This window comes from Entomomonas sp. E7T21, from assembly GCF_058693955.1.
In genome coordinates this window covers 523,908-539,466 of sequence record NZ_CP191672.1, presented here as the reverse complement: position 1 = coordinate 539,466, position 15,559 = coordinate 523,908, and the positions used below count along the sequence as shown (strand labels likewise).

Here is a 15,559-nt window from a genome sequence, read left to right as displayed (position 1 = left end):
ATTTAAAATCAACGGAGATTTTTATGTCACTTGATCACGAAAAAGCTGTTCAAGTTGCTAAAGTATTGACCGAAGCACTCCCCTATATTCAACGTTATGTAGGAAAAACATTAGTCATAAAATACGGTGGCAATGCCATGGAGAGCGAAGAGTTAAAAAATAGCTTTGCTCGTGATATTGTACTAATGAAAGCAGTTGGTATAAATCCTATTGTTGTTCATGGTGGCGGCCCACAAATTGGCGATCTACTTAAACGTCTTTCAATTGAAAGTCACTTTGTTGATGGTATGCGTGTTACTGATGGTCAAACCATGGATGTTGTTGAAATGGTACTGGGTGGACTAGTTAACAAAGAAATTGTTAACTTAATTAACCATAACGGTGGCAATGCCATCGGCTTAACAGGTAAAGATGCTCGTCTCATTCGAGCAAAAAAGCTCAATGTAACACGTAAAACACCTGAAATGACTACACCTGAAATCATAGATGTAGGTCAAGTTGGTGAGGTAGTTGGTATCAATACTGAGCTACTTAATATGTTAGTTAGCAGTCATTTTATTCCCGTAATCGCCCCCATAGGTGTAGGCGAAGATGGCAAGTCATATAATATCAATGCTGACTTAGTTGCAGGCAAAGTAGCAGAAGCCGTACAAGCTGAAAAACTTATGCTACTTACTAATATAGCTGGCTTATTAGATAAAGAAGGAAAAATTTTAACCGGTTTAACTACTAAGCAAGTTGATGATTTAATTGCCGATGGCACAATTTATGGTGGTATGCTGCCCAAGATTCATTGTGCATTAGAGGCAGTAAAAGCAGGTGTTGCTAGCGCCCTTATTCTAGATGGTCGTGTTCCTAATGCTATACTATTAGAAATATTTACTGACAAAGGTGTGGGAACACTGATTACCAATAAATAGAGCCTATAGACTGACTAAAGTCATATGTTTAATCCGTATGACTTTTTGTATATTTCCCTATAACTAATAAGTGTTTATTTATATTTATTAAGTGTATTATATTTGACTGGAGTCAATAAAAAAATTAACTAGGTATCTTCACTCGATATCTTAACCTGATGAAAATGGAGAACAAACATGGCTTTTGAATTACCAGCTCTTCCTTATGAAAAAAATGCTCTAGAACCACATATTTCTCAAGAAACGATTGAATACCATTATGGTAAACATCATCAAACTTATGTAAACACATTAAATAATCTTGTGCCAGGTACAGAGTTTGAAAGTAAATCCTTAGAAGACATCATCAAAACTTCTTCAGGTGGTATTTTTAATAATGCAGCGCAAGTATGGAACCACACTTTTTACTGGAACTGCTTAAGCCCTAATGGTGGTGGTGAACCTACTGGTGCTCTTGCAGAAGCTATCAATAAGACATTTGGTTCTTTTGAAAAATTTAAAGAAGAATTCACTAAAACCGCAATTGGTACCTTTGGTTCTGGTTGGGCATGGTTAGTGAAAAAAGCAGATGGTAGTTTAGCTTTAGCAAGTACTACAGGCGCAGGTAACCCAATGACCTCTGGTGATAAACCATTATTAACTTGTGATGTTTGGGAACATGCTTATTACATTGATTACCGCAACTTACGTCCAAAATATTTAGAAAACTTCTGGACACTATTAAACTGGGATTTCGTTGCTAAAAACTTTGCATAACTAATCCTACAAATAAAAAGGGAAGCTTATAGCTTCCCTTTTTTGTATCTTATAAAGTAAGTTTACCCAGTAAAAACTTCTTTATTTTCATCTTCTTTAAAGCCCATAGCATGTAATTTTGCATAAACTCCATCTAAAGCAAGTAACTCACTATGAGTTCCTCTTTCTACAATTTCTCCATTTTCCATCACTAAAATTGTATCTGCTTTTTCAATAGTAGATAAACGATGAGCAATAACTAAAGTAGTGCGTCCATCCATTACTTTATCAAGTGCCTCTTGAATATGTCTCTCTGACTCAGTATCTAGCGCAGATGTAGCCTCATCTAATATTAATAATGGTGCATTCTTTAATAATGCTCTAGAAATTGATAACCGTTGTCGTTGACCACCAGAGAGTTTCACCCCATTTTCACCAATTAATGTCTCATATCCTTCAGGTAATTTTTCAATAAACTCATCAGCATAAGCGGCCTTAGTTGCTTCTTTAATTTTTTCTATAGGATTATTGGCTAAGGTACCATAAGCTATATTTCTAAACACCGTGGTATTAAATAATGAAACCTGCTGTGTCACTAATGAAATATGTCTCCGCAGATTCGCTAACTTATAATCATTGATATCAATATTATCTAATAGAATACTACCCTGTGAATGTTGATAAAAACGTGGAATCAAACTCGCCAACGTAGATTTACCACTACCAGAACGACCTACCAATGCAATCATTTGCCCTGGTTCAATGGTGAAATTAATGTTTTTTAGAACTTCTTTATCTGTACCAGGGTAAGTAAATGCTAAATTTTTAACCTCTAATCTTCCTAATACGTCTGTTTTCTCAATTGTTCCATTATCAACTTCAGGCTCTTCATCTAATACTTCAAAAATACTTTCAGCCCCTGCTAAGCCTTTTTGAATATTAGAACTTACTTCAGATAATTGTCTAATTGGTTTAGGTAACAGACCAGCAGCTGTAATATAAGCAACCAATTCACCTGCACTTGCATCACCACGTAGTAATAAAACTAAGAACAACAAGACAGCCATTGCCGAATAAATGACTAATTGCAATAGAGGTGTATAAATTGCACCTGTTTTAGTCATTTTTAACTGTTTTGCCATGCTGTCTTCTGTGACTTCTTTAAAACGGTTTGATTCGTATGCCTCACCACCAAAACTCCGAACTACACGATAGTTTTGCACAGTCTCAGAAGTTACATGAGTCAAATCGCCCATAGCCATTTGAATTTTTTTACTTTGCTTGCGAAACTTTTTACCTGCAATAGTAACCATCACTGCAATCACTGGAAGTATGGCAATCATTACTAAAGTTAACTTCCAATTCATGTATAGCAAGTAACAAAATAAAAAGACAACCGTTAAACCTTCCCTGAAGATTACTTTAATAGCGTCTGTAGCTGCTCCAGTTACCATATTTACATTAAATAAAATAAGCGAAACCATATGACCAGAATTGCGATCATCAAAGTAACGACTAGGTAACTGAAAAAACTTATTAAACATCTGCAATCTTAAATCTTGCACTAAGCCTAACGTAACTCTTGCAAGATAATAACTACCTAAAAAAGATCCTATCCCTTGCCAAATTGCAATTAATATTAGAAATACAGGTACAGCATAAACTAGATCTAAAGTCTTTAAATAAGGCACACCAGGAAATAATGTGGTTGACTTTCCATTTAAAGCATCCACAAAATATTGCAAAATATGGGCTAACAATGGTTGTGATGAAGCAAAAATCATATAACCTAAGATACTAATTGCAAAAAAACCAACATAGGGTTTTACATAGGTTAATAATCTAAAATAGAGTTTTAAACTTGAAACTTGTTTTTTAGTGTTACTCATTATCAATCATATTCTTTCAAAAAGTTGATTATAGCATGTAGTTAAACACTACATTTATTGACTAACAAAATTTCATTTTGCTTAGTCAATCCCCAAAGTAGACCAAATATCATCAATATGCTTAACAACAGATGGATCTTTATGAATTACTCTACCCCATTCACGATCAGTTTCTCCTGGCCATTTATGAGTTGCATCTAGCCCCATTTTACTACCTAAACCTGAAACAGGTGATGCAAAATCTAAGTAATCAATCGGTGTATTATCAATCAATAGTGTATCTCGTTTGGGATCCATACGAGTAGTAATCGCCCAAATCACATCATTCCAATCACGTGCATTAATATCATCATCTGTCACAATCACAAACTTAGTGTACATGAATTGACGCAGAAAACTCCAAACCCCCATCATAACTCGCTTAGCATGACCTGGATATTGTTTCTTCATGGTTACTATTGCCATACGATAAGAACATCCCTCAGGTGGCAGATAGAAATCAACTATTTCTGGAAACTGCTTTTGCAGTATTGGCACAAATACATCATTAAGAGCCAACCCTAAAATTGCAGGCTCATCGGGTGGGCGACCAGTATAAGTACTGTGATAAATAGGGTTTTCACGATGGGTTATGCGTTCAACAGTGAATACTGGAAATTTATCTACTTCATTATAATAGCCAGTATGATCACCAAATGGTCCTTCACTCGCCATTTCATTGGGATAAATAGCCCCTTCTAGCACAAACTCTGCACTGGCAGGAACCTGCAGATCATTACCAATACATTTAACTAGTTCTGTTTTCTGACCACGTAATAAGCCAGCAAAAGCATATTCTGATAACGCATCAGGTACAGGTGTTACTGCGCCTATGATAGTAGCTGGATCACAACCTAACACCACAGAAACAGGAAACGGCTCTGTAGGATATTTTTGTCGCCATTCTTGATAATCAAGGGCACCACCACGATGACTTAGCCATCGCATAATGACTTTATTACGACCAATTACTTGTTGGCGATATATCCCTAAATTTTGTCGTTCTTTTGATAACCCTTTGGTAACAACAATACCCCAAGTGATTAATGGTCCTGCATCTTCTGGCCAGCATTTTTGAACAGGTAACTGGCTAAGATCAACATCATCACCTTCTTTAACAACCGCATGACAAGGTGCATCTTTACGGATTTTTGGTGACATATTAAGTACTTTTTTAAAGATAGGTAATTTTTGCCAAGCATCTTTTAAGCCTTTAGGAGGCTCTGGCTCTTTTAAAAAAGCTAGTAATTTACCAATTTCTTTAAGCTGATTGAGATCATCTGTACCCATCCCTAGAGCAACCCGCTTAGGTGTTCCAAACAAATTTGCTAATACAGGAATATCATAGCCTGTTGGATTTTCAAATAATAAGGCAGGCCCTTGTTTGCGTAATGTACGATCACAAACTTCAGTCATTTCTAAATGGGGGGAAACAGGTGCTAATACTCTTTTTAACTCACCTTGTTTCTCTAATAATTGAATAAAGTCTCTTAAGTCAGCATACTGCATAAGTAAAACACCTTTGCCTATCTATATACTTAAAAGCCGCATTACTGCGGCTTTTTAATAGAGCTATTATTTATTTTCTTTTCATTGCTTGGAAAAACTCATCATTGGTTTTAGTATCTTTCAACTTATCCAATAAGAATTCAATAGCCGCAATTTCTTCCATTGGATGAAGAATTTTACGTAAAATCCACATTCTTTGTAACTCATCTTCTGTCGTTAATAACTCTTCACGACGAGTACCAGAACGATTAAAGTTAATGGCAGGGAATACTCGCTTCTCAGCAATCTTGCGATCTAATTGTAATTCAAGGTTACCTGTACCTTTAAACTCCTCATAGATAACTTCATCCATTTTAGAGCCAGTTTCTACAAGGGCCGTTGCTAAAATTGTTAAACTACCACCTTCTTCAATATTACGTGCTGCACCAAAGAAGCGTTTAGGTTTTTCTAAAGCATGAGCATCAACACCGCCTGTTAAAACCTTACCAGAACTAGGAATAACTGTATTATAAGCACGTGCTAAACGAGTGATAGAATCCAATAAAATGACTACATCACGTTTATGCTCAACTAAGCGTTTTGCTTTTTCAATAACCATTTCAGCTACTTGTACGTGACGTATAGGTGGTTCATCAAAGGTTGAAGCGACTACTTCACCACGAACCGTACGCTGCATTTCCGTTACTTCTTCTGGCCGTTCATCAATTAATAATACAATTAAATGACATTCAGGATTATTACGAGTGATATTGCTAGCAATGTTCTGTAGCATTAATGTCTTACCTGCCTTAGGAGGTGCGACGATCAAACCACGTTGACCTTTACCAATAGGTGCACAAAGATCTATAACACGACCTGTTAAATCTTCGGTAGCACCATTACCAATTTCCATTACCATACGTTGATCAGGAAAAAGTGGTGTTAAGTTTTCAAATAGGATTTTATTCTTGGCATTCTCAGGCTGATCAAAATTAATGGTATCAACCTTTAATAAAGCAAAGTAACGCTCACCTTCTTTAGGTGGACGAATCTTGCCAAAGATTGTATCACCTGTACGTAAGTTAAAACGGCGAATTTGACTTGGTGAAACATAAATATCATCTGGCCCTGCTAAATAAGAAGAGTCTGATGAGCGTAGAAAACCAAATCCATCTGGTAATATTTCTAAAATACCATCACCTGATATTTCCTCACCACTTTTAGCATGGCGCTTCAGCAATGAAAAAATAATATCCTGTTTACGTGAACGAGCCATATTTTCTAGGCCCATTTGTTCCGCAATTTCTAATAGTTCACCAATAGGTTTTTGTTTAAGTTCTGTAAGATTCATAAGGATGAAAAAAGGAGGTTGTTTTGAGATAGACACTTTCCTAAAAAAAGAAAGCTGTTATTTGCGTATAAGAATTGTATACATTCATTATAACTTAAGGAACTAAGCTATCTTTTAAGTATAGGATGATATTTTTACTCTGTCTACATAAATTTGATCCTACTTTAAATATAAATTTATTATGGTTTGATTTATAACACTCTATTAGAACTTACTAGGCGTAGATTATTGTTTTTATTTTGTTCTACGCCCGCAATCATTATCACTCTGTTATTAATAGGATATTCGTTTCGTTTGTTATACATACAAATATCTCTTTTATTTATGACTCTCTTTTATTCTTATTATTTGTCTCTGTTTATTATTTTTATTTTTCAAAGTTATCTTTATGTTATTTTTATTTACTTTTATATAAGCATAACTCATGCCAGAAAGACTATTACCAGTAATTACATCACCTTATAGTTTTCATTCTTCTAATATACAGTTTTTAATTTATAAAATGTTACTTTTCTACCCGACAAAGTGTTACCTTCCATTAATAAAGTTTATTTTTATATCAGATAAAAATATTCAGCTATATAATAAGTGTTAATTATTTACCTCAATATAAGTCTTAAAATGTTTAATAAATTTAATTTAAATAGTCGATTAGAAAAAGCTTTAACAACTTTGGCTTTATCTACTCCTACTGCTGTACAAGAAAAAGCTATTCCATTAGCGATGGAAGGTAAAGATCTCTTTATTACCTCTGCAACAGGTACAGGTAAAACCCTTGCCTATGTATTGCCTTTATTACACCGTTTATTAGAAACAAGTAAACCTGGCTCTGGTTTACAAGCACTTATTATTCTGCCAACAAGAGAATTGGCTACACAAATTCATAAAACTATACAGCAAGTGGCTAGTTTTACTTTTTTTCAGTCTTTACTAGTAACAGGTGGTGAAGGACTGAAAGAGCAAGCCGCAAAATTGCGTAAAAACCCTGAAATTGTTATTGGCACACCTGGTAGATTAGTCGAGCACTGGAAAAAACAACAATTTGAATTAAATAATCTAAAAATCTTAGTATTAGATGAAACAGACAGAATTCTAGATATGGGATTTGGAGATGATGTAAATACATTAATTGAAAATTGCCCTGCTAGTAAGCAAACACTATTACTCTCCGCTACTAAAGGCAATAATGCTCTACAAGCTTTGATAGAGTCCTTACTACAGTCCCCCATAAATATTCATTTAGAAGCATCAACTAAAGCCAACGCCAATATTGCCCAACAAATAATCTTTGCTGATAATGTAGCCCATAAAGAACGCTTAATTGAATGGTTACTAGCCCATGAGAGATATCAAAAAGTAATTATCTTTACTAACACACGTAATCAAGCGGATTTATTAAGCAAAACGTTTACTGCTACTCAAATAAAACATGCGGTGTTACATAGTGAAAAAACAGCAGAAGAACGTAAACAAACCATCAGTAGACTTCATCAAAAACATATCACTATCTTAATTGCTACTGATGTTGCCGCCCGTGGCTTAGATATTGAAGGTATTGATTTAGTCATTAATTTTGATTTACCCAGAACAACTGATGAGTATATTCATCGCATTGGTAGAACGGGTCGCATGGATAATAAAGGTGTTGCTATATCACTTATTGATGCCGCTAACTGGAAAACATTAACTAAAATAGAACATCATCTAAAGCACACATTAGAAAAGCGTACTATTGATAGTTTAACAAGTAAATTCCAAGGTTTTACAGATGATAAAACAACATTTGATAAATCATCTAACAAACCCATAAAAAACAAAGTTAAAACTAAACCTACTAAAGAAACAAAACCTCCTTCAAAATCAAAAGGGCAAGCATCTACACTGGTCAGCACGGATGGTTTTGCACCTTTAAAGCGAAAAAAATGATTACTAATTAGTTACAAATGACGCTATAAAATACCCTAGTAAAAAGGTAAACTATACAAAATTTTTAGAATACAGTAATAGCTGAATTGAGGAAAAATCGTGGATACTATTGAAACCATTAAAGAACAAATTGCTAGCAATCCTGTACTACTTTATATGAAAGGCTCTCCTAACGCACCACAATGTGGCTTTTCTGCAAGGGCAGCACAAGTGCTAATCGATTGCGGTGAAAAATTTGCTTATGTAGACATACTACAACACCCAGAAATTAGAGCTGAACTACCTAAATATGCTAATTGGCCAACTTTTCCACAATTATGGGTTGGTGGTGAACTTGTTGGTGGCTCAGATATTTTATTAGAAATGCATGAGAAAGGTGAGTTAAAACCATTAATTCAAGCAGCAGTTAATAAATAATATAATTAAGGGGTGATAACTATTTATCACCCTTATTTATATTACTAATTTTATTGCTATTAACCACATTATTATACCTATTAAGAAGTCTAAAACTCTCCATGAAGTTGGCTTACTAAACCAAGGCTTAAGCAACCTTGCCCCATAGCCTAGAGCAAAAAAGAAACAGAAAGAAGCACAAATTGCTCCTAGTGCAAAATAGCCGTGCTGGTTTGGATACTGATTAGCAATAGAACCTAGTAGTAACACTGTATCTAGATATACATGTGGATTTAGCCAAGTTAATGCCAAACAAACTAACAAAGTAGTTCTTAAAGATTGTTTATGGGCTTCTTTGATTTGTAATGCATCATTATGTGTAAAAGCTTTCCAAAAACTTATTGCCCCATAACAAAACAAAAACACGCAACCTATATAGCGCATTATCCATTCAATACTGGGGATTACCTTGATGACTAATGATAATCCAAATACGCCTACTAAAATTAAAATAGCATCAGATAAAGCACACAGTAAGCATATCCATAAAACATGTTGCTTATATAAGCCTTGTCTTAACACAAAAGCATTTTGCGCTCCAATAGCAACTATTAATGACAAACCTAAACTAAACCCTGCTATAGCAGCATACATTTAATAACACCTAATACCATGACTTCTCAATTTAAAGTGACTATAATGCTGTAAACATTTGATTAAAACAATAGGATTACTATTTTGACAGAACAAGTCAATGGACAATGTCGTCTAGATAAATGGTTATGGGCTGCTCGCTTTTTCAAAACTAGAAACATTGCTAAAGAGGCTATTGCTGGCGGTAAAGTTCATTGCCAAGGAGAGCGTTGCAAACCTTCCAAAAATATCCGTGTTGGTGATGAATTAACAATCCATATTGGCTATGATAATCGAATTGTTGTTGTTAAAGATTTATCTGAAATTCGTAAAGGTGCTCCTGAAGCTCAACAACTTTACCAAGAAACTGCCGAAAGTATCAACAAAAGAGAACAAGCCGCTATTGAGCGCAAGTTAGGTATGCAAGGTATTCAAACAGAAGGACGTCCTACTAAGAAACAACGTCGTCAAATCCACCAATTCCGTCAATCCTCACATTAATATGACATCACTTATCACACTGCTTGCTGATGGCAAATTTCACTCAGGTGAAGAACTGGGTAACACATTAAATATAAGCCGTGCCGCCATTTGGAAACGACTAAAGAAATTAGAAAATGATACTAACCTTGCCATTCATAGTGTTAGGGGCAAAGGTTATAAATTAGATTCTCCCCTCTCTTTACTGGATAGTGAATTACTTGATCAACAAATTACTCAATGGCCAATCACTGTACTTCCCAATATTAGTTCTACTAATACTGAATGTTTCCGTTTACTAAACACTGGTATGCCCGCCCCCTTAGCCGTCACTGCAGAACAACAAACAGCTGGTAAAGGTCGCAGAGGTAGACAATGGGTTAGTCCTTATGGTCAAAACCTCTATTACAGTTTATTAATTGGTTTAAAAAATGGTTCTCATCAATTAGAAGGATTAAGCCTCACGATAGGTTTAGCAGTATTAAAAACTATTAAAAAAATGGGACTAATACAGGCAGGATTAAAATGGCCTAATGATTTACTATTCGATAATAAAAAGCTTTGTGGCATTCTTCTTGAACTTACAGGAGACCCCGCAGATATTTGCCATGTGGTAATTGGTATTGGCATTAACGTGAATATGCCACAAGCCATTACTGAAATTAATCAACCATGGACTTCTCTTCGCCAAGAACTAGGTACACTTATTGATCGTAATAAGTTACTCGTTGAACTAAACTACTCTCTGTCTTATTATTTAAAAATCCATTATCAACATGGTTTTAAGGCGCTGAAAGAAGAGTGGCAGGAAAATAATCTTTGGCAACATCAAATAGTTAACTTACTACAAGGAAATCAACAAATTACTGGAAAAATGTTAGGTGTTGATGATACTGGGGCGTTAAAATTACTGATTAATAATGAAATTCAATATTTTAATGCTGGTGAAGTTAGTTTAAGATTAGCGACCTCAACTCATGACTAAAGTTAATTATGATTCTTGAACTCGATTGTGGAAATAGTTTGATTAAATGGCGTATTTTAAATAGCCATGATGAAGTCATCGTGCGTGGAGCAAACCAACAACTACAACATTTGTTAACAGATATTGATAATAGCCAACAAAACTTTCGTTTTTGTCGCCTAGTAAGTGTGCGCTCTGAACAAGAAACTTCACAGCTTATTAACCATTTAGAAACCCAATATTCCGTATCTGTTAAACAAGCACTTTCTTGTAAAGAATCATGTGGCGTAAAAAATGGTTATCATGACTATACTAGGTTAGGTACTGATCGTTGGGCTGCCATTGTTGCTGCTTACCATCAAAGTCAACAAGCTACCCTTACATTAGGTTTTGGTACAGCTATCACCTGTGACTTTATAGATAAACATGGTCAGCATTTAGGTGGATTTATTGCCCCTGGACTCATGTTAATGCGTCAACAATTACTGACTAACACAAACCGTATCCATTACCATGAAGACTTAACAAAAGACTTACTTGCTCCTGTTGGAAGACCTGGTGAGTCTACAGAAGATGCAGTTAATGGTGGCTGCCACCTAATGTTACAGGGTTTTATTAGTCAACAATTAACACTAGCTAATCAATATTTTGGCCAACATTTTAATATTTATGTGGCTGGCGGCGATGCTATGTATTTTGATATACCAAAAGCACATCATATGCCTGATCTTGTTTTTTATGGTTTATCATTACTTTGTCCTATAATGGATAATTCATGATGCGCTGGGTATTTATATTTTTAGTTTTCTTAAATATATTTTTTTATATCTGGCAATATCAGCAAGTATCACCACTATCCTTAAATGACCAAAATTTAACAAACTATAGTGAAACAGATATACCAACCATTAAATTGTTAAAAGAACAACCTATTGTAAATCATACATCTACAATTAATGAAAATAATAATCAAGAAACATCACAAGCAGACTCCCCAATTAAAGAAGAGCCCGCTAACACTGATAATACTGAAACCACATCTGAACCATTAACCTGTTTATATTTAGGTGGTTTTATCAACCAAGAGCAACTTGAAGTAATTAATCCTTTTTTGGAAAAAGTAGCTAGCAACATTAATCCAACACCTATTAAGCTGACCAAAACAGCCAAATTTCATCTATATGTAATAGCTAACAATGGGACAGAACAACAAGCCCTTTTAGAGAAACTTAGCAATGCCTCTATTAATACACTAGTAATTTCTCGCGGCCCATTAAAAGATAATATTAGTTTAGGGCTGTTTACGGATGAAACTGCTTATAATGAGATACAGGATAACCTTAAAGCGTTAGAAATTCCTATAAAAATTGAGGATCTACCCGAGTCAGCAAGTAGTTATTGGTTGAAAATAACAAACGATAAGCGATTATTGTTTACTCACACTATTTTAACTGAATTAACCCAACAAATACCCACCATGCAACAAGAACTGATGCTCTGTCACTTTGCAGAAAATTAAAAATTAAGTGCTGGTGCTAATTTTTGTAATCGTTGTATTTTTTTCATGGGAAGTTGATCAGGAGTAAGGGTTCCTGAATGCCTTACAGGGGAAATGCGCTGGTTAAATAAACTTCCTGTCACTAGATTACCAGTTAGATAATAATTAATTTCTCTGGTATCTTTAATTGAGTTAACAATAGGCTTTAATTCACCCCAAATATTAGTAGAAACTAAAATATCAAATTGCTGTGTTGAAAACGCAGGAATATCTTGCCAAATAGGTTCTTCTCCTGTACTAATTTCAATACCATTTAATAGCACCTTATAATCTAAAGTACGTACATATAATTTTTTACTTTGAGAGTTTTTTATATTTATATTTAACTTAAAACGTTGCTCAAATGGATTAGCTTTTACAAACTCTAGACTCTCTAACTTTACTTCAACAGGATGACTGTTCATCATCACACATCCTGATAATGGTGCTGACACTAGCAATGTTATTATCATTTTCTTTACTAGACACATACTATTTCCAAGAAAACTGCCTTTTATTACCTATTAAGTTATAGCAAACAAGCATAAATGGTTATTAATACTCAAACAAGTCTCTATTAAACTAATATTTAAATATATTTTGATTTATTACTATAACTTATCTGTAATTAAAACCTATACTACAATAGTTAAATAGCTATTGTAGTTAATGTAGTAATACGTTTTAAAACAGCGATTGTAATTGCCTTTACATAAGGAACATGAGGCTCTTATCCATTTTTCCAAGCAACAATGCCAAACAGCTTACTGATCAGCTACTCAAAACCAGAATTTAATTACTGTGAAAAACTACCGTGAACAATGGTTAACATCCTTTGTTTATAAAAGTTTAATTAGTAGACCTAAATTACATTCTTTTTAGGTGTAGCTACATTATCTCTTAAATAAACAGGCTCAACTTTTTCAGCAGGAATCATTTCATTTCGTTGCCATGCTAATTCTGCTAATGCTAATAAATCCTTAGCATCTGGAAATAAACCATCATTTATCACTTCATACTGTACAGGAATTTGTTTTGCATATTTCCAACCAGTACCAACACCAAACCAATTTTTATTTATTTCTGGCAATTGTGCCTGTTCTGGTGCTAGCACTTGCTCCATACCTATTAAGCACATTTCTTTTTGTTGTAATTGGTAGCATCCCCAATAAATTTCATTCATACGAGCATCAATAGCCACAGCTACCTGTTCTACTTTATATTCACGCCATGCACGTTGAGCCAAAACAGCCAAATCAGATATTGCTATAACTGGTTTATCCAAAGCAAATGCTAACCCTTGAATAACTCCTGTAGCTATACGAACACCTGTAAAGGCACCTGGACCACGTCCAAAAGCCAAACCATCAATAGTAGACAAGGAACATCCAGCTTCTGCCACAACTTTTTTAATCATAGGCAAAATCTGCTGTGCATGTAATCTAGGGATTACCTCATAACATGTATATAATTCACCTTGATGCAATATAGCAACTGAGCAGGCTTCAGTCGCTGTATCTATGGCTAGTAGAGTTGTCATAAACGCTTTACTTAGAGTGAGATGATAGTGTTACCTATCATCTTATTGATATTAACTTAATGCTTGTAACACTTGCTGAGTAATTTCATCAACACTACCAACACCCATAATACGCGTATATTTTGGGTTACCATTTTTTTGAGCAAGATTCTGATAGAAACTAACTAATGGCTCTGTAGAATGATGATATTCTGTCAAACGTTTACGCACTGTTTCTTCAATATCATCTTTACGTTGAACTAGTGATTCACCCGTCACATCGTCTTTACCTTCAACTTTAGGTGGATTATGTTTAATATGATAAACCCTACCTGATGACTCATGTACACGACGACCAGAAATACGCTCTATTACTTCTTCATCATTAACCGCAATTTCAACCACATAGTCAATATCAATGCCTGCATCACATAATGCTTCAGCTTGAGGTATAGTTCTTGGAAAACCATCAAATAAAAAACCGTTCTTAGCATCTGGCTCTGCAATACGCTCTTTAACCAAGTTAATAATAAGCTCATCAGAAACTAGCTTACCTTGCTCCATAATTTCTTTTGCTTGTAAACCTAAAGGAGTACCAGCGCGTACTGCAGCGCGTAACATATCACCTGTAGAAATTTGTGGGATATTAAACTTCTCAGTAATAAAACGTGCTTGAGTACCTTTACCAGCACCAGGCGCACCTAGCAGAATGATTCGCATAATTTGCTCCATTAAAACCCAAAAAGAAACAATACAAGGACAGGCTATTCTTTGCAAGCTTCTACAAATAGTATAAATAGCTTGTATTGACGTTTGTTATATTCATTAAGAGATACAACAATACATAAAATAACTAAATTAAGTCAACTATTGAATAAGAAAATGACAATAAAAAAGGCACCTAAAAGGTGCCTTTTTATTAAATCTTAGCAGATTATAGGCTAAACTTATAACCAATACCAACCATGTAAACCCATGGGTTAACATCTAAATCAACTTTAACACGTGTTTGAAGTGCTTGAGAATATACTGTTGCACGTGTATCAATATTAATATAACGAACTTGAGCATTTAGCATTAAATTATCAGTGATCATATAATCAGCACCGATTTGCGCAGCCCAACCCCATGTATCTTTAACACGGAAGTTTTGGAATTGTGCACCACCATTTTTAGCAGAATTACTTAATTTCTCACTGTAGAACCAAGTATAGTTAAGACCTACACCCATATATGGTTGGAATGCTTGAGAAGGATCAGCGGGATAATAAACTAAGCTTAAAGTTGGTGGTAAATGAGAAACTTTACCTAATTTTCCATTTGCTGGCTCTACAGATGTCCCTTTTACACGAACATTATGAGTAAAAGGTGTAGCACCTAATAACTCAACGCCAATATGATCAGTAATCATATAAGCAAAGTTTAGACCTAACTGGGTATCACTATCTAAGGTAGCCTTGCCACCTAAGTTAGCACCTGCTGCAGCTCCACGATCACCTTTGATACTGCTAGAACTTTCGTGTGGATCAACAGTTACAGCGCCTGCACGTATAATAATATCACCAGCTTTGTGAGCTTGAACCATAGGAGTTGCTAAAGCAATAGCAAGTACGGATGTAGCAAGAATGGACTTTTTCATAGGTACTCCAGTTTCTATAATTAAGTTAAGTATTGAATTATTT

General features: G+C 34.8%; 16 protein-coding genes. 8 read left to right on the top strand and 8 right to left on the bottom strand.

Annotated features, from left to right (window positions below):
* Nucleotides 1-23 precede the first annotated feature (23 nt).
* Nucleotides 24-920: an acetylglutamate kinase gene (argB, locus tag ACQVD9_RS02675; RefSeq protein WP_264747338.1), complete on the top strand. Its 897-nt coding sequence runs from the start codon at nt 24-26 to the stop codon at nt 918-920.
* Nucleotides 921-1,097: 177 nt separating this feature from the next.
* Nucleotides 1,098-1,676, top strand: a complete 579-nt coding sequence (sodB, locus tag ACQVD9_RS02670; protein WP_264747337.1) for a superoxide dismutase [Fe] — start codon at nt 1,098-1,100, stop codon at nt 1,674-1,676.
* Nucleotides 1,677-1,738: 62 nt separating this feature from the next.
* Here the strand turns inward: sodB and msbA are convergent, their stop codons facing one another.
* The 3 genes from msbA to rho form a co-directional block, all read right to left on the bottom strand.
* Nucleotides 1,739-3,544, bottom strand: coding sequence for a lipid A export permease/ATP-binding protein MsbA (gene msbA, locus ACQVD9_RS02665; RefSeq protein ID WP_264747336.1), 1,806 nt, complete (start codon nt 3,542-3,544; stop codon nt 1,739-1,741).
* Nucleotides 3,545-3,625: 81 nt separating this feature from the next.
* On the bottom strand, nt 3,626-5,092 hold the full coding sequence (gene ubiD / locus ACQVD9_RS02660; protein WP_264747335.1) for a 4-hydroxy-3-polyprenylbenzoate decarboxylase: 1,467 nt from the start codon (nt 5,090-5,092) through the stop codon (nt 3,626-3,628).
* Nucleotides 5,093-5,162: 70 nt separating this feature from the next.
* Nucleotides 5,163-6,422 (bottom strand): transcription termination factor Rho, encoded by a 1,260-nt coding sequence (rho, locus tag ACQVD9_RS02655; protein WP_201091948.1) that lies wholly within the window; start codon nt 6,420-6,422, stop codon nt 5,163-5,165.
* A gap of 621 nt (nt 6,423-7,043) precedes the next feature.
* Between rho and ACQVD9_RS02650 the strand changes: the two genes are divergently transcribed.
* Both ACQVD9_RS02650 and grxD read left to right on the top strand, forming a co-directional pair.
* Nucleotides 7,044-8,348 carry a DEAD/DEAH box helicase gene (locus ACQVD9_RS02650; protein WP_264747334.1) on the top strand — a complete coding sequence of 435 codons (1,305 nt, stop codon included), beginning with the start codon at nt 7,044-7,046 and terminating at the stop codon, nt 8,346-8,348.
* A gap of 99 nt (nt 8,349-8,447) precedes the next feature.
* A complete protein-coding gene (grxD, locus tag ACQVD9_RS02645) occupies nt 8,448-8,765 on the top strand; it encodes a Grx4 family monothiol glutaredoxin (protein ID WP_264747333.1) in 318 nt (105 codons plus the stop codon).
* Nucleotides 8,766-8,801: 36 nt separating this feature from the next.
* On the opposite strand, the gene ACQVD9_RS02640 is transcribed toward grxD, so the two are convergent.
* Complete coding sequence (locus tag ACQVD9_RS02640) at nt 8,802-9,398, bottom strand: LysE/ArgO family amino acid transporter (RefSeq protein WP_264747332.1); 597 nt, start codon at nt 9,396-9,398, stop codon at nt 8,802-8,804.
* 84 nt (nt 9,399-9,482) lie between these two features.
* Between ACQVD9_RS02640 and ACQVD9_RS02635 the strand changes: the two genes are divergently transcribed.
* The 4 genes from ACQVD9_RS02635 to ACQVD9_RS02620 are packed head-to-tail and all read left to right on the top strand — an operon-like array spanning nt 9,483 to nt 12,340.
* Nucleotides 9,483-9,878 (top strand): RNA-binding S4 domain-containing protein, encoded by a 396-nt coding sequence (locus ACQVD9_RS02635; RefSeq protein WP_264747331.1) that lies wholly within the window; start codon nt 9,483-9,485, stop codon nt 9,876-9,878.
* A gap of 1 nt (nt 9,879) precedes the next feature.
* Entirely contained in the window at nt 9,880-10,842 is a 963-nt protein-coding gene (gene birA / locus ACQVD9_RS02630; RefSeq protein ID WP_264747330.1) for a bifunctional biotin--[acetyl-CoA-carboxylase] ligase/biotin operon repressor BirA, read from the top strand.
* Between the two features lie 8 nt (nt 10,843-10,850).
* On the top strand, nt 10,851-11,600 hold the full coding sequence (locus tag ACQVD9_RS02625) for a type III pantothenate kinase (RefSeq protein WP_264747329.1): 750 nt from the start codon (nt 10,851-10,853) through the stop codon (nt 11,598-11,600).
* Complete coding sequence (locus tag ACQVD9_RS02620; RefSeq protein ID WP_264747328.1) at nt 11,597-12,340, top strand: hypothetical protein; 744 nt, start codon at nt 11,597-11,599, stop codon at nt 12,338-12,340. The genes ACQVD9_RS02625 and ACQVD9_RS02620 overlap by 4 nt, the downstream gene beginning before the upstream one ends.
* Here ACQVD9_RS02620 and ACQVD9_RS02615 read toward each other — a convergent pair.
* The 4 genes from ACQVD9_RS02615 to ACQVD9_RS02600 all read right to left on the bottom strand — a co-directional run bounded on the left by ACQVD9_RS02615 (nt 12,337) and on the right by ACQVD9_RS02600 (nt 15,516).
* On the bottom strand, nt 12,337-12,831 hold the full coding sequence (locus tag ACQVD9_RS02615; protein WP_264747327.1) for an LEA/WHy family protein: 495 nt from the start codon (nt 12,829-12,831) through the stop codon (nt 12,337-12,339). The genes ACQVD9_RS02620 and ACQVD9_RS02615 overlap by 4 nt on opposite strands.
* Before the next feature lie 389 nt (nt 12,832-13,220).
* Entirely contained in the window at nt 13,221-13,898 is a 678-nt protein-coding gene (tsaB, locus tag ACQVD9_RS02610; protein ID WP_264747326.1) for a tRNA (adenosine(37)-N6)-threonylcarbamoyltransferase complex dimerization subunit type 1 TsaB, read from the bottom strand.
* Between the two features lie 51 nt (nt 13,899-13,949).
* Nucleotides 13,950-14,597, bottom strand: a complete 648-nt coding sequence (gene adk / locus ACQVD9_RS02605; protein WP_264747325.1) for an adenylate kinase — start codon at nt 14,595-14,597, stop codon at nt 13,950-13,952.
* Between the two features lie 214 nt (nt 14,598-14,811).
* Nucleotides 14,812-15,516 (bottom strand): OmpW/AlkL family protein, encoded by a 705-nt coding sequence (locus ACQVD9_RS02600; protein ID WP_264747324.1) that lies wholly within the window; start codon nt 15,514-15,516, stop codon nt 14,812-14,814.
* Nucleotides 15,517-15,559: the final 43 nt, after the last annotated feature.

Coding starts and splice junctions, on each gene's coding strand:
- argB (WP_264747338.1), top strand. CDS start 24: ATGTCACTTGATCACGAAAAAGCTGTTCAAGTTGCTAAAGTATTGACC.
- sodB (WP_264747337.1), top strand. CDS start 1,098: ATGGCTTTTGAATTACCAGCTCTTCCTTATGAAAAAAATGCTCTAGAA.
- msbA (WP_264747336.1), bottom strand. CDS start 3,544: ATGAGTAACACTAAAAAACAAGTTTCAAGTTTAAAACTCTATTTTAGA.
- ubiD (WP_264747335.1), bottom strand. CDS start 5,092: ATGCAGTATGCTGACTTAAGAGACTTTATTCAATTATTAGAGAAACAA.
- rho (WP_201091948.1), bottom strand. CDS start 6,422: ATGAATCTTACAGAACTTAAACAAAAACCTATTGGTGAACTATTAGAA.
- ACQVD9_RS02650 (WP_264747334.1), top strand. CDS start 7,044: ATGTTTAATAAATTTAATTTAAATAGTCGATTAGAAAAAGCTTTAACA.
- ACQVD9_RS02640 (WP_264747332.1), bottom strand. CDS start 9,398: ATGTATGCTGCTATAGCAGGGTTTAGTTTAGGTTTGTCATTAATAGTT.
- birA (WP_264747330.1), top strand. CDS start 9,880: ATGACATCACTTATCACACTGCTTGCTGATGGCAAATTTCACTCAGGT.
- ACQVD9_RS02625 (WP_264747329.1), top strand. CDS start 10,851: ATGATTCTTGAACTCGATTGTGGAAATAGTTTGATTAAATGGCGTATT.
- ACQVD9_RS02620 (WP_264747328.1), top strand. CDS start 11,597: ATGATGCGCTGGGTATTTATATTTTTAGTTTTCTTAAATATATTTTTT.
- ACQVD9_RS02615 (WP_264747327.1), bottom strand. CDS start 12,831: ATGATAATAACATTGCTAGTGTCAGCACCATTATCAGGATGTGTGATG.
- tsaB (WP_264747326.1), bottom strand. CDS start 13,898: ATGACAACTCTACTAGCCATAGATACAGCGACTGAAGCCTGCTCAGTT.
- adk (WP_264747325.1), bottom strand. CDS start 14,597: ATGCGAATCATTCTGCTAGGTGCGCCTGGTGCTGGTAAAGGTACTCAA.
- ACQVD9_RS02600 (WP_264747324.1), bottom strand. CDS start 15,516: ATGAAAAAGTCCATTCTTGCTACATCCGTACTTGCTATTGCTTTAGCA.